Source organism: Sphingomonas koreensis (assembly GCF_002797435.1).
In the GTDB taxonomy this organism is placed as follows: domain Bacteria; phylum Pseudomonadota; class Alphaproteobacteria; order Sphingomonadales; family Sphingomonadaceae; genus Sphingomonas; species Sphingomonas koreensis.
This window is the reverse complement of record NZ_PGEN01000001.1, coordinates 3,568,609-3,589,651: the sequence shown is the minus strand read 5'-3', so window position 1 is coordinate 3,589,651 and position 21,043 is coordinate 3,568,609. Positions and strand designations below refer to the sequence as shown.

At 67.8% G+C, this 21,043-nt stretch carries 20 protein-coding genes and 1 riboswitch; of the genes, 6 read left to right on the top strand and 14 right to left on the bottom strand.

Going from position 1 to position 21,043, the window contains the following annotated elements; genetic code table 11:
• Positions 1–12: 12 nt before the first annotated feature.
• The 12 genes from murG to BDW16_RS17060 all read right to left on the bottom strand — a co-directional run bounded on the left by murG (position 13) and on the right by BDW16_RS17060 (position 13,236).
• Entirely contained in the window at positions 13–1,170 is a 1,158-nt protein-coding gene (murG, locus tag BDW16_RS17115; RefSeq protein ID WP_066576605.1) for an undecaprenyldiphospho-muramoylpentapeptide beta-N-acetylglucosaminyltransferase, read from the bottom strand.
• Positions 1,170–2,402, bottom strand: a complete 1,233-nt coding sequence (locus BDW16_RS17110) for an FtsW/RodA/SpoVE family cell cycle protein (RefSeq protein WP_066576608.1) — start codon at positions 2,400–2,402, stop codon at positions 1,170–1,172. Before BDW16_RS17110 ends, murG begins: the two co-directional genes overlap by 1 nt.
• On the bottom strand, positions 2,399–3,739 hold the full coding sequence (murD, locus tag BDW16_RS17105) for a UDP-N-acetylmuramoyl-L-alanine--D-glutamate ligase (RefSeq protein WP_066576611.1): 1,341 nt from the start codon (positions 3,737–3,739) through the stop codon (positions 2,399–2,401). The genes BDW16_RS17110 and murD overlap by 4 nt, the downstream gene beginning before the upstream one ends.
• Positions 3,736–4,806 carry a phospho-N-acetylmuramoyl-pentapeptide-transferase gene (gene mraY / locus BDW16_RS17100; RefSeq protein ID WP_066576613.1) on the bottom strand — a complete coding sequence of 357 codons (1,071 nt, stop codon included), beginning with the start codon at positions 4,804–4,806 and terminating at the stop codon, positions 3,736–3,738. The genes murD and mraY overlap by 4 nt, the downstream gene beginning before the upstream one ends.
• Positions 4,807–4,809: 3 nt before the next feature.
• On the bottom strand, positions 4,810–6,189 hold the full coding sequence (locus tag BDW16_RS17095) for a UDP-N-acetylmuramoyl-tripeptide--D-alanyl-D-alanine ligase (RefSeq protein ID WP_066576615.1): 1,380 nt from the start codon (positions 6,187–6,189) through the stop codon (positions 4,810–4,812).
• Positions 6,190–6,226: 37 nt separating this feature from the next.
• Positions 6,227–7,642 (bottom strand): UDP-N-acetylmuramoyl-L-alanyl-D-glutamate--2,6-diaminopimelate ligase, encoded by a 1,416-nt coding sequence (locus tag BDW16_RS17090; protein WP_066576618.1) that lies wholly within the window; start codon positions 7,640–7,642, stop codon positions 6,227–6,229.
• 10 nt (positions 7,643–7,652) lie between these two features.
• On the bottom strand, positions 7,653–9,407 hold the full coding sequence (locus BDW16_RS17085; protein ID WP_066576622.1) for a peptidoglycan D,D-transpeptidase FtsI family protein: 1,755 nt from the start codon (positions 9,405–9,407) through the stop codon (positions 7,653–7,655).
• Positions 9,404–10,057, bottom strand: a complete 654-nt coding sequence (locus BDW16_RS17080; RefSeq protein ID WP_066576628.1) for a hypothetical protein — start codon at positions 10,055–10,057, stop codon at positions 9,404–9,406. The genes BDW16_RS17085 and BDW16_RS17080 overlap by 4 nt, the downstream gene beginning before the upstream one ends.
• Before the next feature lie 10 nt (positions 10,058–10,067).
• Positions 10,068–11,018 carry a 16S rRNA (cytosine(1402)-N(4))-methyltransferase RsmH gene (gene rsmH, locus BDW16_RS17075; protein ID WP_237241159.1) on the bottom strand — a complete coding sequence of 317 codons (951 nt, stop codon included), beginning with the start codon at positions 11,016–11,018 and terminating at the stop codon, positions 10,068–10,070.
• Entirely contained in the window at positions 11,015–11,500 is a 486-nt protein-coding gene (locus tag BDW16_RS17070; RefSeq protein ID WP_237241160.1) for a division/cell wall cluster transcriptional repressor MraZ, read from the bottom strand. The genes rsmH and BDW16_RS17070 overlap by 4 nt, the downstream gene beginning before the upstream one ends.
• Positions 11,501–11,874: 374 nt before the next feature.
• Positions 11,875–12,180: a hypothetical protein gene (locus BDW16_RS17065; protein WP_066576638.1), complete on the bottom strand. Its 306-nt coding sequence runs from the start codon at positions 12,178–12,180 to the stop codon at positions 11,875–11,877.
• Between the two features lie 63 nt (positions 12,181–12,243).
• Entirely contained in the window at positions 12,244–13,236 is a 993-nt protein-coding gene (locus BDW16_RS17060; RefSeq protein ID WP_066576640.1) for a cysteine synthase A, read from the bottom strand.
• Positions 13,237–13,370: 134 nt separating this feature from the next.
• Between BDW16_RS17060 and BDW16_RS17055 the strand changes: the two genes are divergently transcribed.
• Complete coding sequence (locus BDW16_RS17055) at positions 13,371–13,793, top strand: hypothetical protein (protein WP_125958790.1); 423 nt, start codon at positions 13,371–13,373, stop codon at positions 13,791–13,793.
• Here the strand turns inward: BDW16_RS17055 and BDW16_RS17050 are convergent.
• Positions 13,790–14,116, bottom strand: coding sequence for an Mpo1-like protein (locus tag BDW16_RS17050; RefSeq protein WP_066576646.1), 327 nt, complete (start codon positions 14,114–14,116; stop codon positions 13,790–13,792). The two genes, BDW16_RS17055 and BDW16_RS17050, sit on opposite strands and share 4 nt — an antisense overlap.
• A gap of 22 nt (positions 14,117–14,138) precedes the next feature.
• Here BDW16_RS17050 and BDW16_RS17045 point away from each other — a divergent pair, with 22 nt between their 5' ends.
• The 5 genes from BDW16_RS17045 to BDW16_RS17025 all read left to right on the top strand — a co-directional run bounded on the left by BDW16_RS17045 (position 14,139) and on the right by BDW16_RS17025 (position 20,309).
• On the top strand, positions 14,139–14,642 hold the full coding sequence (locus tag BDW16_RS17045) for a DNA-deoxyinosine glycosylase (protein ID WP_066576649.1): 504 nt from the start codon (positions 14,139–14,141) through the stop codon (positions 14,640–14,642).
• 37 nt (positions 14,643–14,679) lie between these two features.
• Entirely contained in the window at positions 14,680–15,093 is a 414-nt protein-coding gene (locus BDW16_RS17040; RefSeq protein ID WP_066576651.1) for a VOC family protein, read from the top strand.
• A gap of 50 nt (positions 15,094–15,143) precedes the next feature.
• Positions 15,144–15,345: riboswitch (cobalamin riboswitch) on the top strand.
• Between the two features lie 108 nt (positions 15,346–15,453).
• Positions 15,454–16,218 carry an acyl-CoA thioesterase gene (locus BDW16_RS17035; protein WP_066576652.1) on the top strand — a complete coding sequence of 255 codons (765 nt, stop codon included), beginning with the start codon at positions 15,454–15,456 and terminating at the stop codon, positions 16,216–16,218.
• Between the two features lie 120 nt (positions 16,219–16,338).
• A complete protein-coding gene (locus BDW16_RS17030) occupies positions 16,339–18,849 on the top strand; it encodes a TonB-dependent receptor (RefSeq protein ID WP_066576654.1) in 2,511 nt (836 codons plus the stop codon).
• Entirely contained in the window at positions 18,849–20,309 is a 1,461-nt protein-coding gene (locus BDW16_RS17025; protein WP_083954244.1) for a CehA/McbA family metallohydrolase, read from the top strand. The genes BDW16_RS17030 and BDW16_RS17025 overlap by 1 nt, the downstream gene beginning before the upstream one ends.
• A 20-nt stretch (positions 20,310–20,329) precedes the next feature.
• Here BDW16_RS17025 and BDW16_RS17020 read toward each other — a convergent pair whose 3' ends face one another.
• Positions 20,330–21,025 carry a DUF899 domain-containing protein gene (locus BDW16_RS17020; RefSeq protein WP_066576659.1) on the bottom strand — a complete coding sequence of 232 codons (696 nt, stop codon included), beginning with the start codon at positions 21,023–21,025 and terminating at the stop codon, positions 20,330–20,332.
• Between the last annotated feature and the right edge of the window lie 18 nt (positions 21,026–21,043).

Here is a 21,043-nt window from a genome sequence, read left to right as displayed (position 1 = left end):
AGGAGGCGTCCCTTACGCATACGCTGCTTTCTCGATGGTGATAGGTTTCGCGTGCCCCTGTCCCGCCGAAGCCCAGTCGGCGTCGATCGATTCAACCAGGTCCGCCAGGTCGCGTACCGCATCGGGCCGGCCGACGCTGCGCGCGCAGGCCGCGGCATTGGCGAGCGCGTCCGGCTCAAGCCCCAGTTTCTGCATCTGCTTGGCGAGTTCCGACGCGGTGAAGGCGCGCTGGGGAATCGTCCGCGCCCCGCCCGCCTCGCTGATCTCGCGCGCATTGGCGGTCTGGTGGTCGTCGGTCGCCGAGGGCAAGGGCACGAGGATCGCCGGGCGGCCCGCCGCGGTCAGCTCGGCAATGGTCGAGGCACCTGCGCGCGCGATCACCAGATGCGCCCAGGCGAGACGTTCGGGCAGGTCGGGCAGATAGGTCGCGATCTCCGCCGGAATGCCGTGATCGGCATATTTACGGCGCACTTCGTCGATATCCTCGACGCGCGCCTGATGCGTCACCTGAAGCCGCCGCCGGAAATGGACGGGGAGCAGCGCGAGGCCATCGGGCACGACCTGCGACAGGACCGACGCGCCCTGGCTGCCGCCGGTGACGAGCACGCGGAAGATGCTGTCCTCGTCCAGCGGTGGATAGGGGCGCAGGCGCAGGTCGAGCACCGCCTGCCGCACCGGATTGCCGACCAGATGGGTCTTGGCCTCGTAGGCGGGTTTCAGCCGCTCGACATCGGCATAGCTCGTCGCGATCGCCGCGACCTTGCCCGCGACCAACCGGTTGACCCGGCCGAGCACGGCGTTCTGTTCATGGATCACCGCCGGCACCTTCGCCGAGAAGGCCGCCATCAGCGCGGGAAGCGAGGCATAGCCGCCGAACGCGATCACCGCCGAGGGCCGGAACTCGCGATAGAGCGCGCGCGCCTGCGCCCGCCCCTTGCGCATCGCATTGGCGGCGCGCAGCCAGCCGATCGGGCCGCCCGAGAAGCGCGAAGCCGGAACGACGCGCGTCTCGATCCCGTCGAACAGGTCCGGAAAGCGCACCCCGCGCTCGTCCGACACCAAGGCGACCTTGTGGCCGCGCCGCATCAGCTCGGTCGCCAGCGCCGCCGCCGGGACCATGTGCCCGCCCGTGCCCCCGGCTGCCAGAACGTAACGCTTTCCCGAACTCATCAACCGCTTCCCCGAACCGTATAAGGCGAACGCTTGAGATACGGATTCCGCCGCGTGAAGGCGAGCAATAGTCCCATCCCGATCGACAGCGCGACCATCGACGAACCGCCATAGGAAATGAACGGCAAGGTCATGCCCTTGGACGGCGCAAGCCCGGTGTTCACCGCCATGTTGATCAGCGCCTGAATCCCGAATTGGGCCGCCAGCCCCGCCGCCGCGAGCATGCGGAAACTGTCCTCCTCGTCGAGCAGCCTGATCAGCACGCGCAGGATGATCGCGAGATAGAGGATCGCGATGCCGATGCACGCGATCAGCCCGAATTCCTCGCCCACGACCGAGAAGATATAGTCGGTATGCGCCTCGGGCAGCTTGAACTTGACGGTGCCGCCGCCCGGCCCGGTACCGGTCGCGCCGCCGCCGGTGAGCACCGCATGCGCCATATCGGTCTGATAATGCTCCGCCGCCGCCTTTTCGGGATCGGGGAACAGGAAGCTGTCGATGCGGGTGCGCGCAGTATCGTAGAAGAGATAGGCCGCGATCACGCCGGCGATGGCGCCACCGCCGAGCACGCCCATCGCGCGGGTGGAGATGCCCGCGAGCATCAGCAGCACGATCCACACCAGGCCGAACACCATCGTCTGCCCGAAATCGGGCTGCTTCATCAGCAGCGCCGCGACGATCGCGGTCAGCACGCCGGTCAGCGGGATCACGGGCAGGTCGGCATCCTTCGACCGCATCGAGAGCAGCCAGGCGATGGTGACGATGAAGAAGGGCTTGAGGAACTCGGACGGCTGCACGCTCGCAAAGCCGAAGCCGATCCAGCGCCGCGCACCGTTGATCTCCGCGCCGAAGAAGGCCGCGACGGCGACCAGCACGATGCACACCGCGGTGCCCAGGATCGCCATGCGCCGCGCATAGGCGACCGGCAGCATCGAGACGACGAGCAGCACCGGCACCGAAAGACCGACCCAGACCGCCTGGCGCCAGAAATAATGCATCGAGGCGAACTGGGTGGTTCCGTCCGAATAGCGCACCGCCGAAGCAGGCGATGCGGCGGCGACCGCGACCAGCCCGATACCGATCAGCAGCACCGCGAGCAGCAGCAGGATACGGTCGATTTCCCAGAACCACAGGCCGAAGCTCGAATTGCTTCCGCGGCTCAGCTTGTCCTCGACCCGCGCGCGCCAGCCCTTGCTGCGCACGACGGGAAGGTTGCGCCTCACATCGGTCATCGCAGCGCCCCTACCGCTTCACGGAATTGCGCCCCGCGATCCTCGAAATCCCGGAACTGGTCGAAGGATGCGCAGGCGGGCGACAGCAGCACCGTCTCCCCCGGCTGCGCCCGAGCGGCCGCGGCCTTCACTGCGGCAGAAAGCGTGCCGCTCTCCTCGACCGGAAATTCATCCTTGAGCAGGCCTGCGAACAACTCGGTCGCATCACCGATCGTGTAGGCGCGCACGACATGGCCGAAGCCCGGGCGGCACGCGTCGAGATCATCGGTCTTGGCGAGGCCGCCCAGGATCCAGTGGATCCGGTCGAACGCCTCAAGCGCGGGTGCGGTCGATGTCGGGTTGGTCGCCTTGCTGTCATTGACGAACAGCACGCCGTTTACGGTCGCGACACGCTCCATCCGGTGCGGCAGTCCGGGAAAGCTGCGCAGCCCCGCTTCGATCATGGTCTGCGCGACTCCCAACGCCTCGCACGCGGCGATGGCGGCGAGCGCGTTCTGGGCGTTGTGCGGCCCCTGCAAGGCGGGCCAGCGCGACTGGTCCATGCACACGCCCGGCGCGATCCTGGTCAGATCCTCGGCGCGGCCCGCGCGCGACACCTGCTTGGCGATCGCCTGCGAGGCTTCGTCGCCGATCCCGATGATCGCGGCATGGCCTTTCGACTGCATTTCGAACAACTCGGCCTTGGACGCGGCATAGCTCTCGAACCCGTCGTAGCGGTCGAGATGATCGGGGGTGATGTTGAGCAGCACCGCGACGTCGCAGTCGAGCGTCTGCGTCAGGTCAATCTGGTAGCTCGACAGCTCGAGCACATAGATGCCGCCCTCCGGCAGCGGCTCCTGCCCGAGGATCGGGAGGCCGATATTGCCGCCGAGCCGGGCGGGGATGCCCGCGGTCTCGAGGATGTGGTGGATCAGCGCAGTCGTGGTCGACTTGCCGTTGGTGCCGGTGATGCCGACCACCTTGTGCGCCGGCAGTTCGGCGCGCGCCTGCGCGAACAGCTCGATATCGCCGATCAGCGGCACGCCTGCCGCGCGCGCCCTTGCAGCGATCGGGTGATGGTTGATCGGCACGCCCGGCGAGACCGCCACGCCCGCAAAGCCGGTGAGGTCGGTTTCGAGTGGGTCTTGCAGGAGGAAGGAGTGAGCCTCGCCGATCGGGAGATCCGCGATCGTTTTTCCCGCCAACTCGAAGGCGGCGTCGCGCCTCTCCTCGCTCATATCCCATGCGCTCACGGTTCGAGACTGCGCTGCCAGCAACGCGCGCATCGTCGCCAGCCCGGACCGCGCCAGCCCCAGCACCGCATAGCGTTTGCCGCGCCAGGATGTGCTGACGATCATCGCAGCTTCAGCGTCGACAGGCCGGCCAGCGCCAGCACGAAGGCGATGATCCAGAAGCGGATCACAACGGTCGGCTCGCTCCATCCCATCTGCTCGAAATGATGGTGGATCGGCGCCATCTTGAACACGCGCTTGCCGGTGCGCTTGTAGACGAACACCTGGATGATCACGCTCATCGCCTCGACCACGAACAGGCCGCCGATGATGCCCAGCACCAGCTCGTGATGCGCGACCACCGCGATGGTGCCGAGCGCGCCGCCGAGCGCGAGGCTGCCGGTGTCGCCCATGAACACCGCCGCGGGAGGCGCGTTGAACCACAGGAACGCTAGGCCCGCGCCCACAATCGCGCCGCAGAAGATGGCAAGGTCGCCCGCCCCCGGCACGTGCGGGATGCCGAGATAGTTGGCGTAGATCGCGTTGCCGGCGAGATAGACGATCAGCAGGAAGGCCATGCTGGCGATGATCACCGGCATGGTGGCAAGTCCGTCGAGCCCGTCGGTCAGGTTCACGGCATTGCCGAACGCCACGATCGTGAACGCGGCGAAGGCGATGTAGAAATAGCCGAGATCGACGCTGAACTGGCTGAAGAAGGGCACATACAGCACGGTGCCGTTCTGCTGGGTGATCACCCAGGCCGCGGCGCCTGCAATGACGAACTCGCCGAGCAGGCGGACCCGCCCGGACACACCCGCGGTGCTCGCCTTGCGAACCTTGTCATAGTCGTCGAGGAACCCGATCATCCCGAAGCCGAGCGTCACGAACATGCACGCCCAGACATAAGGGTTGTTGAGGTCCATCCACAGGAAGACCGACAACGCCAGGCTGGTGAGAATCATCAGCCCGCCCATGGTCGGCGTGCCGCGCTTGGCGAGGTGGCTCTGCGGCCCGTCGCTGCGGATCGGCTGTCCCTTGCCCTGACGGACGCGCAGCCAGCCGATGAAGCGCGGGCCGATGATCAGGCCGATGATCAGCGCCGTCGCCACCGCCGCGCCAATCCGGAACGAGAGGTAGCGGACCAGGTTGAGGATGCTCGGGAAGCCCAGCCACTCTGCGATTTCGTACAGCACTTGCTATTGCCTTCCCGCCAGCGCCGCGACGACCCGCGACAGCCCGACCCCGTTCGAACCCTTGATGAGAACCACGTCGCCCGGGCGGAGCATCGTCTCGATGCGCTCACGGGCAGTCGCGGCGTCGGGCACATGGACCAAATCGACCTGCCCCTCAAGCGCGCGGGCGAGCGGCGCCATCCCCTCACCGACGAGGAGCAACGCTTCGACGTTCGCATCCCTGATCGGCCCGGCAAGCCCGGCATGGAAATCGGCCGACTGGTCGCCCAGCTCACGCATCTCGCCCAGCACCGCCAGCCGTCGCGCCGCGGGGGTCGCGGCGAGCACGGCCAGCGTCGCGCGCATCGATGCCGGGTTGGCGTTGTAGCTCTCGTCGATCACCAGCGCCTCGCCGCCGGAAACCGACGTCTTGAAGCGCGCGCCGCGCCCCGCGAGGCCGCCCATCTCGGCCAGCGCCAGCCCCGCCTGCTCCAGGTCGCCGCCCGCGGCATTGACCGCCGCCAGCACCGCCATCGCATTGGCGACCCAGTGGTCGCCCGGCTGCGACAGCGTGAAGCCGAGGGTGCGATCCGGCCCGATCTGCGCGGTCACATAGGTGCCGCCCGCCTGCCCCGGCACGATCTCCAGCGCACGGACATCGGCGCCCTCGCCCAGGCCGAACGTGACGATGCGCGCAGCATGCCCTTCGGCCGCAGCGATCAGCCGGTCGCGGTGTGGGCTGTCGAACGGCACGATCGCAGTGCCGCCGGGCTCGAGCCCCTGGAAGATCTCGCCCTTGGCGTCGGCGATCGCCGCCTCGCTCGCGAAGAATTCGGTGTGCGCGGGTGCGATCGTCGTCACCAGCGCGATATGCGGGCGGACCATATGGGTGAGCGCAAGCAGCTCGCCGGCATGGTTCATGCCCATCTCGAACACGCCGAACTTCGCGTCGCGTGGCATCCGGGCAAGGCTGAGCGGCACGCCGGTATGGTTGTTGTAGCTCTTGACCGAGCGATGCGCGAAGCCCGGCGCCATCCGGTCGAGGCACTCGAACAACGCTTCCTTGGTGCCGGTCTTGCCGACCGAGCCGGTGACGCCGATCACCACGCCTGCCATTCGCTTGCGGCCGGCGCGGGCAAGATTCTCCAGCGCGACCATCGTGTCGCCGACCAGGATATGGGGATGCGGCGTCGCGGAGGAGACGATCGCGCCCGCGGCCCCGCTCGCAAAAGCCTGATCGAGGAAGTTGTGCCCGTCGGTGGTCTCGCCCGACAGCGCCACGAACAGCGCGCCGGGCCCGACCTCGCGGCTGTCGAACGCCACTGCGCCCGCATCGAACTCGGCGGAGGCGGCGCCGCCGGTCGCTGCGGCGATTTCGGCCGAGGTCCACAGGGCTTCGGTCATGCGCGACCACCCGTTTCCCTGCGGATGGCAAGCCAGGTCACGCGGCCGCCTCCCGCGCCACCGAGACATCGTCGAAGGGCAGCACCAGATCGCCGACGATCTGCCCCTGTTCATGCCCCTTGCCCGCGATCAGCACGATATCCTCCGGCCCGGCCTTGCCTACCGCGAGGAAGATCGCGCCGCGCCGATCACCCACTTCGAGCGCGGCCGGACACCCCTTCAGGATTTCGGCACGGATCGCCGCGGGATCCTCGCCGCGCGGATTGTCGTCGGTCACGATCGCCAGATCGGCACCCGCAGCCGCCGCCAGCCCCATCGGCTCGCGCTTGCCCGGATCGCGGTCGCCACCTGCGCCGAAGACGAGGATCAGCCGCCCCACGGTGTGCGGCTTCAGCGCCGCGATCGCGGCCTCGAGCGCGTCGGGGGTATGGGCATAATCGACATAGATGGGGGCGCCGGTCCGGCTGATCGCCGCGCGTTCAAGCCGGCCGCGCACCGGCTGCAGCCGCGAGAGATTGGAAAGCGTGGTCGCACTATCGCCGCCGGTGGCGATCACCAGCCCGGCGGCGATCAGTGCATTGGCCGCCTGATAGCCGCCGATCAGCGGCAGGCTGACGCGATGCTCCTGGCCGTCCACGGCGACCACCAGCTTCTGGTCGAGCAGGGTTGGCTCACGCGAGACCAGCCGGATCGCGCTGCCATGCTCGCCCACCGTCATCACCCGGTTGCCGCGCATCCGCGCGATGTCGATCACGCGTTCGGAATGGGGATCGTCGGCCCAGACCACCGCGGTTCCGTCGGGATCGAGCACATCGGCGAACAACCGCAGCTTGGCGGTGAGATACTCCGCCATGTCGGCATGATAGTCGAGATGGTCGCGCGAGAGATTGGTGAACGCCGCAGCCGCCACCGGCAATCCCTCGGTCCGGTATTGCGACAGGCCGTGGCTCGATGCCTCGAAGGAAAGATGCGTCACGCCCTCGCGTGCGAGCCCCGCGACATTGGAAAGAAAGGTCACGACATCGGGGGTTGTAAGCCCCGTCGATACCGCCTCGTCCGCGGTGGTCACCCCCAGCGTTCCGATCGACGCGGCGTTGAACCCGGCCATGCGCCAGAGCTGACGGACCATCTCGACCGTCGATGTCTTGCCGTTGGTGCCGGTGACGGCGACTGCGGTTTCGGGGAAGGGCGCGAAGAACCTGGCCGCGATCCGCGCGAATTCGGTGCGCGGATGATCGGTCGCGATATGGACCGCGCCCTCGACGCGCGTCTCGGGCCGCGCGATCACCGCGATCGCGCCGCTCGCCACCGCCTGCGGGATGAAGTCCTCCCCGTTGAAGCGCGCGCCGCGGAAGGCGCCGAAGACCGTGCCGGGCGCAACCTTGCGATGATCGATCGCGAAGCCGGTGACGATCGTGTCTTCGGTGCCGCCGGTCAGCTCGCCCAGTCTCATGTACCGCGCCTCACTCGCCGGCTCCCGGTGCGACGATCGGGGTCGCAGCTGCGGCGCCCTTGGGCTTGTTCTTCGGCTCGGCCTTCCACAGCAGCGGCGTCAGGTCCGAGACATTCACGTCGCGCGTCTCGTCGGGCACCACGCCGAGCATCGCGCCAGTGCGCATGATGACGCGGCTAACGACAGGGGCGGCGGTCCAGCCCGCGGTCGAGAAGCCATGGGTCTGAGCATTTCCGACAGGCGAATCGAGCATCACCAGCACCACATAGCGCGGTGCGTCCATCGGGAAAGCCGCCGCGAAGGTCGAGACGTTCTGGTTGCGCTTGTAACCGCCCGCGCCGGGCACCTCGGCGGTACCCGTCTTGCCGCCGACACGATAGCCGGGAGCGTCGGCCTTGCGGCCGGTGCCGTAGGTCACGACCAGGCGCAGCAGCTGGCGCATCCGCGCGCTCGTCGCCTCGGAGACGACACGCCGGCCCGCGGGCGCCTTGCCCGGCTCGATCCGGCGCAGCGTCGCCGGACGCCATACCCCGCCATTGACCATCGCCGCATAGGCGCTGGCGAGGTGGAGCGGCGTCACCGCGATGCCATGGCCATAAGCGGTCGTCATCACCGTCGTGCGCGCCCAGTATTTGGGCCAGAGCGGCGCGGCCTTGCCGCCCAGCTCGATGTCCGGACGCTGATCGAAGCCGAGCTTGCGGAACATGCTTTCCATCCGCTGCTGCCCCAGCTCGTCGGCGATGCGCGCGGTCGCGATGTTCGACGAATGGATCAGCGTCTCGGGGATGTTGAGCCACCGCTTCTGGGCATGATCGTCGCGGATGCGGAAGCCCCCGACCTGGAGCGGCACGGTGGCGTCGTAGCGCTTGGCCATCGACGTCGCGATGCCGCTCTCGATCGCGAACGCCATGGTCAGCGGCTTGAAGCTGGAGCCGAGCTCATAGACGCTCTGCGTCACGTTGTTGCGGAAGCTCTCGGGGTTCGACCCCTTGATGTTGTTGGGATTGAACGTCGGGAGCGATGCCATCGCCATCACTTCGCCGCTCGCGACGTCGAGGATCACGCCAGCTGCCCCTCGGGCCTGGAACGTGGTCATCGCCGCGCCCAGCTCGCTCTCCAGCGCCGCCTGTGCGCGCAGGTCGAGCGAGAGCGCGACCGGCTGGCCGCGCCGCGCCGGATCGGTAAGCTGCTTGTTCAGCGCCAGCTCCATGCCGGTGACGCCGTTGCCGTCGAAGTCGAGATAGCCGAGCACATGCGCGCCGAGGCTGGCCTGCGGATAGAGGCGCTGCGGTTCGCGCGCGAACTCGATCCCCGGCTCGCCCAGCGCATGCACCGCCGCGACGAGTTCGGGCACCGCGCGCCGCTGAAGGTAGGTGAAGCGCGAATCGCTGCCCAGCAGCTTGGCATAGTCGCCCTCGCTCTTGCCGGGCAGCGCCGCTGCGAGCATCCGCGCCAGCTCGCGCTTGTCGCCGATCACCTTGTCGGGCCGCACGCCGATCGACCAGGCATCGATGGTCCGCGCGAGCGGCGCGCCGTTGCGGTCGACCAGATCGCCGCGCAGCGGCACCAGCATCGCATTGACGCTGGTCGCCGCGGCCGGTTCGGCGAACAGCGCGAGCAGCGTCAGCCGCCCGACGATCACCGCAATGCCCGCCGCGAACACCAGCGCCAGGATCATCAGCCGCACATGCGCGACAGCAAGGCTCGCCTGCCGGTTTCCCGGCCGCGTGCGATTGCGGGGCGCAGGGGCGACGAGAACGGTCACCGCGCGCGTCGCGCCTCGGCACGGACGCCCTTCATCAGGTCGCCGAAGCTCGAATCGCGAAGCAGGCTGCGATCGAGCGAAGCCACCGCCTGTTCACGGGCGGTCTTCGGCGCGGGCCTGGGCGGCTTGGCCGCTGCGGCCTGCTGCCGTGCGGGCGGCGTCGCGGCCGGCGCCTTCACCGCAGCGACCTTCGGCGCGACGGCCTTTTCGGCCACCGCCTTGAGCGGCACAGGCTTGGCCGGCGCGGACGCCACGGCGGCGACGGCGTCGCTCGCGGTCGGCGCGGAGCCGGCGATCGCGTCGGGAACCCCTTCCGGAACCACCATCGCCGCATAGCGCTCTGCCACGCCCTCGGTCTCGAGCGCGCGCATCGACGCCAGCGCGGTGTCGCTGGCGAGGAACTGCTGCGGGGTCGGCGCGGTGTAGCGCATCACCTCACCGTTCCAGCGCTCGAGCTGGGCAAGGTTGGCGCGCGTGTCGAATTCGGTTTCGAGCTGGCGAATGTCCTTCTTCGCCTTGGCGATGGCGCGTTCGACGGACTCGACATGCGTCCGCTCGGCCGCAACCATCGACGAGACGAGGTAACAGCCCGGCGCCACGATCAGCCCCGCGGCGTACCAGCCCAGTCCGTTCAATGCCTTGATCGCCATCTCCGCCTCCTCAACTCACCCACGCCGGAGCCGCGGTGCGCCGCGCGACGCGGAGCGTCGCGGACCGGGCACGCGGGTTCGCCGCAATTTCTTCCTCGCTCGGACGCACTGCCTTGGCCGGGGTCTCGAAGCTCGGCGCGCGCGCCGCCGCCGTTGCCGGGCGATGCCGCGAACCGGCAGGCTCGCTGCCAGAGCGCTCGCGCAGGAATTTCTTGACCATCCGGTCTTCGAGGCTGTGGAAGGTCACCACCGCCAGCCGCCCGCCGGGCTTGAGCACCCGCTCCGCCGCGGCCAGCCCTTCTGCCAGCTCGTCGAGCTCGCGATTCACATGGATGCGGATCGCCTGGAAGGTCCGCGTCGCCGGGTCCTTCTTGTCGTGCGGCTTGTAGCCCAGCGCCTTGCGCACGACGTTCGCCAGCTCGCCGGTGCGCGTCAGCGGGCGCGCGGCGACGATCGCCTTTGCGACGCGGCGCGAACGCGGCTCCTCGCCATAGTGGAAAAGGACGTCGGCGATCTCCGCCTCGTCCGCTTCGTTGACGAAGTCGGCGGCGGTCATCCCCTCACCCGCCATACGCATCGACAGCGGCCCGTCCTGCTGGAAGCTGAAGCCGCGCTCGGCCTGATCGAGCTGCATCGACGAGACGCCGATATCCATGGCGACGCCATCCACGGGCACGAGACCGCGCGCCTCCAGTTCGCTGTCGAGCGCCGAAAAGGGCGCCTCGATCAGCACCAGCCGGCCGCCGCTGGCCGTGACGATGGATTGGCCGCCTTCGATCGCGTCCGGATCGCGGTCAAAGGCGGCCACCTCGGCTCCCCGCTCGAGGAACGCCAAACTGTAGCCACCGGCACCAAAGGTCGCGTCGACGATGCGCGAACCGGGCTGGATCGCGAGCGCATCGACGGTCTCGTCGAGGAGCACCGAGACGTGCGGGCGCGTGCCGGGCAGAGCGGCGCTCACAGCGTCACCTTCTTCTCTTCGAGGTGATAACGGCACGCCGCCTTCATGCTCTCGGGCAGCGACGGGTGCGCGAGCAGCGTGGCGGGATCCCAGATCTCGATCACCGGGCCGACGCCATAGAAGAAGGCATAGCCCGACTTGCGGATGCCGGCATGCTGGCACAGCATCCCCGGCATGACGAAGCGGCCCGACGGATCGAAGGCGATATTCTCGCTCGGCCCGACGCCTTCGCGCCAGATGTTCGAATCCGCACGCCCGCGATCGCCGGCATATTCCAGCGAACGCGCGTTGAGCCGCTCCATCAGGGCATCGAAGTAGGGCTCGTCATAGGCGATCAGGCAGCGGTCGCTCTCGTGGCTGGAGAGGATGGCGACGCGGGCATCCTTGGTGTCGGCAGGAAAGCCGCTGTTCTTTTCGAGGGTAGCGCGCAGGGCAGAGGGGATGGCGACACGACCCTTGTCGTCCACCAGCTGCAGCCCCACGCCTCTGTACCCCGTTCGGTTCACTCCCCGCCCTCGCTTGCGGCGGGCAAACCTTTCCCGTCTCCGGAAGCGCACGACGTCGCGCGCCCCGGACCCGATTCCGGCTGACGATAAGGTTGCCCTGTTAACCAGCGGCGTATCTTAAGCGCCAATGGTTTTCAATGCCTGAACGCGGGAATCTCCGGTAATCAGCCCCACTTTCTGCCTCAAATCGGGGCTGTACCCAGGCTATTCGATCTTTGGACTTGCTCTGTTCCAAATAGATCCAGCCGGACGACGCGCGCGAGATCGCGCCGCGCGGAGCGGACGGGCAGCGTGTGGAGTGCGGTGGGGCAATTTCCCGTCAGACGGCCGCGGCGAGGCAGCCCGGCCCGTCACTTCTCGGGAATGGGATAGGGCGTGATCGCCGGCGCCGGCGTCTCGGCGGTACGCGGCGCGATGCCCAGTTCCGCGATCGGCTCGTCCTTTTCGAGGCCGGCATCGTTGACGATGACGCCGTCGGTCATGTTGGCGACCACCTCCGGCTTGGCGCCGCCCTCCGCAACGACCGGATCCTCGTTATTGGCCAGCGAGAAGATCGCGCTTGCCACGCCGATCAGCAGCAGCACGGTCGCGAGACCGGTCACGCCGACGATGACGCGCATCATGCTTTGCTTGGGATCGGTCGGAAGCGACTTCATAGCGGTGTGGCATAAATGTAACGCCCTTTGCGCGCTTTGCGAAGCCCCTGTTTTACGCTTGCGTCAGGCTCCGGCGAGCCAGGCCGGCACCGGCAGCCCCTTGGACTGCAGCCAATCGCGATTGTAGAGCGTTGAAAGATAACGAAAACCCGTGTCGCACAGGATGGTCGCGATTCGCTTGCCCGGCCCCAGCTCACGGCCCAGGCGCACCGCACCCGCAACGTTGATGCCCGAGGACAGGCCAAGGCACAGCCCCTCCTCCGCCAGCAGCCGCTCGACCCATTCGAGCCCCTCCTCGTCGGAGATGCGAAACTGGGTGTCGATCGGCGCGCCCTCGAGATTGGCGGTAATTCGTCCCTGCCCGATTCCCTCGGCGACCGAGCTGCCCTCGGCCTTGAGCTCGCCATGGGCGTAATATTCGTAGAGTGCGGCGCCGTGCGGGTCGGACAGCGCGATCGTCACACGCTCGTCCTTTTCCTTGAGGCCCAGACCGACACCCGCGATCGTCCCGCCGGTGCCGGCCGCACAGGTGAAGCCGTCGATCCGGCCCTCCATCTGAGTCCAGATCTCTTCGGCGGTGCCGACAATATGCGCCTTGCGGTTGGCGATATTGTCGAACTGGTTCGCCCAGATCGCGTTGGGCGTTTCCTCGGCGATGCGGCGGCTGGTGTGCACGAAATGGCCGGGGTTCGAATAGGGCGCGGCGGGGACGAGGACGAGTTCGGCGCCGAGCGCGCGCAGCGTGTCCATCTTCTCGCGGCTCTGCGTCTCGGGCATGACGATGATCGTCTTGTAGCCCTTGGCATTGCCGACCAGCGCCAGCCCGATGCCGGTATTGCCGGCCGTCCCCTCGACGATCGTGCCGCCCGGAGCGAGCAGGCCGCGCGCCTCGGCATCCTGCACGATGAACAGCGCCGCGCGATCCTTCACGCTGGCGCCCGGATTGGCGAACTCGCACTTGCCGTAGATGTCGCAGCCTGCCGCTGTGCTGGGGCCCTTGAGCCGCACCAGCGGGGTGTTGCCGATCAGCGCGATTGTATCGTTTGCGACTTGCATGGCGCGACCATTTGCACGGCCTGCCGTGTACGGCAAGCAAGCGATGCTTGGCGCGGGGCAACATCCTGACGCAGCCGCTTGACCCGCTCCCGGCCGTTGACTACAACTGTAGTCATAAGGTTGGGAGACGACGAATGCCTCGTATTGCGTATCTTGCGATCCTCTCTGTCGCGGCATTCGCCGCCGCTCCGGGTAGCGCCCGCGAAACCGCCGAGAAGAGATTGTCCGCGGCGGTGGAGAGCGAAATGGCTGCCCAGGGCCCGATCGTCACCGCGGAGGACCGGGCGCTGATCGCACGGAAATGCGGCTATGGAGAGAATGAGACCTGGAGCGACAACGTCAATATCGGCAACCACACGCTGCATTGCGCCAACGGCAAGCGCATCCCGATGGATGACGAGCTGCACGCAATGTCGGGCCGCATCTCGGAACGCGCGAACCGGCATGTCGAGCGTGCGATGAAGAGTGCGAAAGTCGCCCGTGCCACCTCCCAGGTCGCGCGGGAGGCCACGGAACGCGCGCTGAAGGAAATGCGCCGGTCGCTGAAGCAGCGCTAAGCGACCCCGGCCCGCTGCAGGTGCGGGCCGAGCCGCCCGCCGAGCCAAAGGAAGAACATGCGATAGTCGCTGACCAGCGACCAGAGCGGATAGGTGAAGGTCGCCGGACGGTTCTTCTCCACCCCGAAATGCGCGGCCCAGGCAAAGCCGTAGCCGGCCAGCGGAATGGCGAGGAACCACCAGCTGCTGAGCCAGATTCCCGCCGCCAGCGCCGCGAAGGTCAGCATCGTCCCGGCATAATGCAGCGCCCGCGTCTGCGCCTTCGCATGTTCGCGAAGATAATAGGGCCAGAAATCGGCATAGCGGGTGATCGCGCGCGCCATGGCCGGATGCTAGGACGGCGGCGTGTCGCAATCAACTCCCCGCAAGTCCAGCTTCCCGCCCGTCGTCGATAGCGCTGTGCGCGTGCTGATCTGCGGCAGCCTGCCCGGCGATCGTTCGCTCGCCGCGCAGCAATATTACGCCCATCCGCAGAACCAGTTCTGGCGGCTGATGTCGGCGGTGGTCGATCGCGACCTCGCCGCCCTCGCCTATCCCGAACGTCTCGCCGCGTTGCTCGAGGCGCATGTCGGACTGTGGGACGTCGTCGCCAACGCCCATCGGCCGGGCAGCACCGACGCCGCACTTAGCGGGATCGCGCCCAACGACATCGCCGCGCTTGCCGCGACACTCCCGGATCTGCGTGCCATCGCCTTCAACGGCGGCACCGCGCTGAAACACGGGCTGAAGCAACTGGGCGCAACCCGCTATGCGACCGTCGCCCTTCCCTCGTCCAGCCCGCTGCATACCGTCGGCTTCGACAGGAAGCTGCCCGCCTGGGTGGAACTGCGCGATCATCTCCGTCATTGAGCGGGGGCGGCCGCTGCCGCCCCAGCAGGAGAGAGCCATGACCCAACCCTTCGCGATGCGCGGACTCGACCATATCGTGCTGCGCGTCGCCGATCTGCCGCGCATGCTGGCCTTCTACCACGCGGTTCTCGGCTGCACGGACGAGCGCGCGCAGCCCGAGCTCGGCCTCTACCAGCTCCGTGCCGGCGCCTCGCTGATCGACCTCGTCACCCTTGACGGCCAGCTCGGCGCGCGCGGCGGCGCCGCTCCGGGCAAGGAGGGACGCAACCTCGATCATTTCGCGCTCGCGATCGAGCCGTTCGACGATCCCGCGTTGCGCGCGCACCTTGCCGCGCACGATGTCGCGATCATCGAAGAAGGCCCGCGCTACGGCGCCGAGGGAGAAGGCCCCTCCTTCTATATCCGCGATCCCGAGGGCAATGTGGTCGAACTCAAAGGACCTCCCGGCTGAAGATATAAAGAATTCTTTATATCTCTATTGACGTTCGATCCCACCGGCGCGATGCTGGCGGGGTCGAAGGTTCTCCGGCCGGTCCGTCCGCGCCGGAGCTAAGACGGGAAACCGGTGCGAGCCCGGTGCTGCCCCCGCAACTGTAAGCGGTGAGCGGCGGCCTTCCATGTGTCACTGGAGCGTGCTCCGGGAAGGCCGGGCCGTCCGCATTGACCCGCAAGCCAGGAGACCTGCCCGCGACGCCATAACGTCCACCGGCGGGGTGCCCGGTCTGGCCGCTTGCACGCGCCGCCGGCCTTGCGCCGGCGCGCAATCGTGCATGCCCGGTCGTCATCCCGCCCCATTCGGGATTTGAGAACGATGACTGAAGCCACCGCAGAACCGATCGTCCGCCTGATCGACATGGTCTTTCCGGGTGACACCAATCACCACGGCACCTTGTTCGGCGGCGTGGCGCTCGCGCATATGGACAAGGTCGCGTTCCTTGCCGCCAGCCGCCATGGCCGCGCGCCCTTCGTCACCGCCGCCTCGCAGCGCATCGATTTCGCCGCCCCGGCGCGCGCCGGCGAGATGGTCGAGGCGTCGGGTCGCATCGTCCGCGTCGGCACCGCTTCGCTCGATGCCGAGATCACATTGGTCGCCGAAGCGCCGGTCAGCGGCGAGCGGCGGCTGTGTACGCGCGGGGTCTTCACCCTCGTCGCGGTCAAGGGACCGGGCACCCGCCTGCCCCTGCCTCCAATCGCGCCTGCCTCGGAACCCGAGCCCGGCGTGCTGCGCATGGCCGAGATGGTCTTCCCGCCCCAGACCAACCATTACGGCACCCTCTATGGCGGCGACGCGCTCAGGATGATGGGCAAGGCCGCCTTCATCGCCGCCACCCGCCATGCCCGCGCGGTGATGGTGATGGCCGCGTCCGACCGGATCGACTTCACCTCCCCGATCCGCGCGGGGGAGATGGTCGAACTGGTCTCGCGCATCCGCATGCAGGGCCGCAGCTCGGTCGCGGTCGCGGTCGAGCTGTGGGCGGAGGACCTGCTCACCGGCGAGCGCCGCCGCTCCGCCGCCGCCACCTTCACCATGGTCGCAGTCGGGCCGGATGGAAGGTCGACCCCGATTCCCGGCTGACGTCGCCAACCGGTCATCGTGCTGTAACCGCCCGGTCATCGACCCGCCGCCAATGTGAAACCGGTTACCCCTAGGGCGCCCCGGCAGTCCTGCTGCCCGTAACATCCAAAGGGGACGACCATGATCATCCGCAAGGCGCTCGCCCGCGCCAGCGTTTCCGCGCTTCTGCTCTCCGTCAGCCTGCCCGCGCTGGCGCAGGATCAGGCAACCGGCGCCGAGTCCGAAGCCGACAGCCAGGATGGCGAGATCATCGTCACCGGCCGCGCAGGCGCGGGCGAGCGCACCAAGCTCGACACCAGCTATGCGATCACCACGCTGTCGAACGACATGCTGCGCTCGCGCGCGCCGTCGAGCGTGACCGAGACACTGAAGTCGGTTCCCGGCTTCTGGGTCGAGGCGTCGGGCGGCGAAGGATCGGGCAATATCCGCGCGCGCGGCATCCCGGTCGACGGCTTCGGGTCGATCAACCTGCTCGAGGACGGCCTGCCCGTTCAGCACGATCCCGCGCTCGGCTATTTGAACGCCGATCAGGCCTTCCGCATCGATGAATCGATCGACCGGATCGAAGTGGTGCGCGGCGGCCCGTCCTCGGTGTTCTACTCCAACGCGCCGGGCGGCGTGGTCAATTACATCACCCGCCGCGCGATGACCGAACTCAAGGGCAATGCCCGCCTGCTCTATGGCCCGACCGCCGATCTCTACCGCTTCGATGCGTGGGTCGGCATGCCGGTGGCCGAAGGCTGGTCGGTCGATGTCGGCGGCTTCTATCGCAACGAGCGCGGCGTGCGCGATCCGGGCTATGCCGGCAACAAGGGCGGCCAGATCCGCGCCGCGGTGCATGGCGAATTCGCCGGCGGCCGCACCTCGATCAGCTACAAGCACCTCGCCGACAACGCGATCTTCTACACCGGCATCCCGCTGACCAAGGATTCGGACGGCGACATCGTCGGCCTGCCGGGTTTCGACCCGCATTACGGCACCACCGCCAGCCGCCAGACCCGCCGCCTGACGCTCAGGAGCGCGACCGGCCCGGTCGATTTCCGCCAGGAAGAAGGCTCGCGCATCCGGCTCGACCAGCTCAGCTGGATCACCGACTGGGAGTTCGGCGACGGCTGGAAGCTCAGCCACAAGCTGCGCTACCGGGATTCGAACACCGTGCGCAACGGCGTCTACCCCGCCTCGATCAGCACCGCGACGGCGTTCCTCAACACCTATCGCCCGCAGGTCCTGACGGCGTTCCCGGGCGCGACCAGCGTCCAGCTGCGCTATGTCGATGACGGCACCGCCTTCAACGTCACCGGCCAGAACGGCAATGGCGACGTGTTCATCAACGCCGCGCGCCCGGTGACGATCGAGGAAAGCGAACTGCTCAACGATGTGCGGATCGCGCGGCGGTTCGAGGCGGCGGGCACGCACGACGTCGCGGTCGGCATCTACTACGCGCATATCGACGAGACCTTCCGCCGCTACTCGGCCTCGACCGTTCAGGACGTGTCGAACAACAGCCGCCTGCTCAACCTCGTCGCGCTCAACGCGGCGGGTCAGGTTGTCGGCTCGCTCACCGAGAATGGCGTCGCGCGCTACGGCTCCGAATTCGCCAACGGCTATGGCTCGCAGAGCACCTTCGCCATCTACGCGTCTGACGAGTGGCAGATCACCCCGGCGCTGCGCATCGACGGCGGCCTGCGGTACGAAGAAGTGACCACGCGCGGCGCGCAGGAAGGCAGCCGCACCGTCAATCTCGGCAATGCCGCGATCCTCGCCGACGACAGCGTACTCACCGGCAACGGCGCGTTCACCCCCTTCGACCGCAAGTTCGACAAGCTCGGCTGGACGCTCGGCGCCGACTGGAAGTTCATGGACAATGCCGGCGTCTTCGCGCGCTACACCTCGGCCTTCCGCCTGCCCAGCGTCGGCAGCTTCATCACCAGCGCCACCGCCCAGCCGGTCACGCAGGGCATCGACATGTGGGAAGCGGGCCTCAAATACGGTTCGCGCTTCCTCAGCCTCTACGCCACCGCGTTCCTCACCGATTTCGATTCCTACGGCATCGGCAATACGCGATTCGACACGGCGACCAACGGCTATGTCAGCCAGACCGTCTATACCGACACCCGCGCCTATGGCGTCGAGTTCGAGGGCACGGTGCGCCCCGCGCCGTGGTTCGACTTCACGCTCAACGCGACCTGGCAGGAGCCGACCTTCCGCAACCTGCGCTATGCCGAGCTCGGCACTGCCAACGGCCAGCCGACGCTGATCAACCGCGACTATTCGGGTAACCAGCTGCTGCGCGTGCCCAAGCTCGCGTTGCGTGCAACCCCGGCGGTCACGCTGCTCGGCGACCGTTTCCGCGCGCAGGCCGATGTCGAGCACTACACCAAGCGCTATGCCGATGCGGCGAACACGTCGGAGCTGCCCGCCTACACCGTGGTCAACGCCAGCGTGCGCTTCAAGGTGACCGAGAACATCCAGCTCTGGGCCTATGGCGACAACCTCACCAACACCATCGGCCTCACCGAAGGCAATCCGCGCGCGGGCGAGCTGACCAGCGGCCAGGCCAATGACCTGTTGTTCATCGGCCGCCCGATCCTCGGCCGCAACTTCCGCTTCGCCGTGGACTTCAAGTTCTGATGCGCGTCCGTCTCCTGCTCGCGGCACTTGCATGTCTCGCCACGCCCGCCGCGGCGCAGGAGGCGGACCATACCGTCACCGGCGAGATCACCGGCGCCGATCATCAGACCTACAAGGCGATCCCGTTCGACGTCCCCGCGGGCGTCGAACGGATCACCGTCCGTCTGACCTATGACAAGGCGAACAGGACCGTGGTCGATCTGGGCATCTTCGATCCCCAGCGCTTCCGCGGCTGGAGCGGGGGCACGCGCGACCGCTTCACCCTGAGCGAAAGCGATGCCACGCCGGGTTACCTCCCCGGCGCGCTGCCCGCCGGCCGCTGGCACGTCCAGTTCGGCGTCCCCAACGCCCGCAAGGACGCCCGCAGCGCGTACCGCGTCGAGGTCTTCTTCGACCGCGGCACCGCCCTCAACGCCAGCGCCGCCATCGCCGACGCGCCGCTCAGGGCCGGCCCCGGCTGGTATCGCGGCGACCTGCACATGCACGACGCGCATTCGGACGGCAGCTGCGCCAGCCAGCAGGGCAAGCGCGTCCCCTGCCCGCTCTACCGCACCGTTGAAACCGCGGCACAAGCGGGCCTCGATTTCATAGCGGTCACCGATCACAACACCAGCTCGCACTTCTCCGCGCTGCGTGAGCTCCAGCCCTTCCACGACAAGCTGCTGCTGATCCCGGGCGCGGAGATCACCACCTTTGGCGGCCATGCCAACATCTTTGGCCAGTCGCGCTGGGTCGACTTCCGCGTCGGCAGCCCCAGCGTGCCGAATGTCTCCGCGCTGCAGAAGGATGTCGCCGCGGCGGGCGCGATCCTCTCGGTCAATCACCCTGCGCTCCCCTCGGGCGAGGCGTGCATGGGCTGCGGCTGGGTCTGGCCGGATACGGACTGGAGCAAGGTGACGGCGATCGAGGCGATCAACGGCCTCACCACCCAGCCGCCGCTCGCCGGGCTCGACTTCTGGTACGACAAGCTCAACCGCGGGTTCCGCATCACCGGCATTGGCAGCAGCGACAATCACGATCCCGACACCGCTCGTCCGGGCAGCGCGCCGATCGGTCGTCCCTCCACCGTCGTCCGCGCCCGCGAGCTTTCCCAGCCCGCGATCCTCGACGGCATCCGCGCGGGCAATGTCTTCATCGATGTCCAGGGGACGCGCGACCGGATGCTCGAGGTCACGGCCGTATCGGGCAAGGCGCGCGTAGCGATGGGCGAGACCATCACCGCACCCGCCGCGACCATCCAGGTCGAGGCTCTCGTCACCGGCGTCGAGGCCGGAACCGTGCAACTCATCGCCAACGGCAAGGAGCATGCACGGGCGCCGCTCGCGCCCGCGACCCGTTTCGACATCCCCCGCACCGCCGCCTGCGGCTGGATCGCGGTCAATGTCTTGGGCCCCGAGGACCGCAAGCTGCTGATCGGCAACCCGGTCTATATCCAGTGCAAGGCGGCGCCCCGGCGCTGAGGCCGGAACGCCGCAGCGCGTCAATATTCGTCGTGCAGCCGCACCCAGCTCATCGTGCCGCCGGTTTCGTTGCGGCCCTTGGGGGCGAGGTCGAGCCAGTTCATCGCCCCCATCAGCAGCTCGGTGCCGCGGTGATAGGTCGAATAGCTGTGGAAGATCTCGCCCGCCTCGTTCTTCGCGAACACGCTGACTCCGAACATGTCGGCGCTGCGCTGGATCGTCGTCAGACCGTAATTGTAGAGCGCCGTCCCCGCCTCGCGCTCCTCTTCGGTGAACGAGACGCAGAAATCATAGTTGAAGTCGCTCTCGCCCGACGACACCCAGGGAAAAGTCCACCCCATCCGCGCCCTCGCCGCCTCGATCTGCGCGATCGGCGCGCGTGAGACCGCCGCGAAGGCCAGGTCGGCATGCTCGAAATGCTGCCGCGCCGGATCGACATGGTCCATCGTGTAGGAGCAGCCCGGGCAGAGGTGATCCTTCCCCGGCGTCAGCATGAAGTGATAGACGGCGAGCTGGCTGCGCTCCCCGAACAGATCGCTGAGCGATCGCGGCCCGTCCGGCCCCTCGAACACATAGCGTTTCTCGACCTTCACCCAGGGCAATCCGCGCCGCTCGACGCGTAGCGCGTCAAGCGCGTGAGTCATCGCGCGCTCCTTCTCGAACAACGCCTTGCGCGCCGACATCCATTCCTCGCGCGATACGATTTCATGGTGCATCTCTCTTCTCCTTCCGGG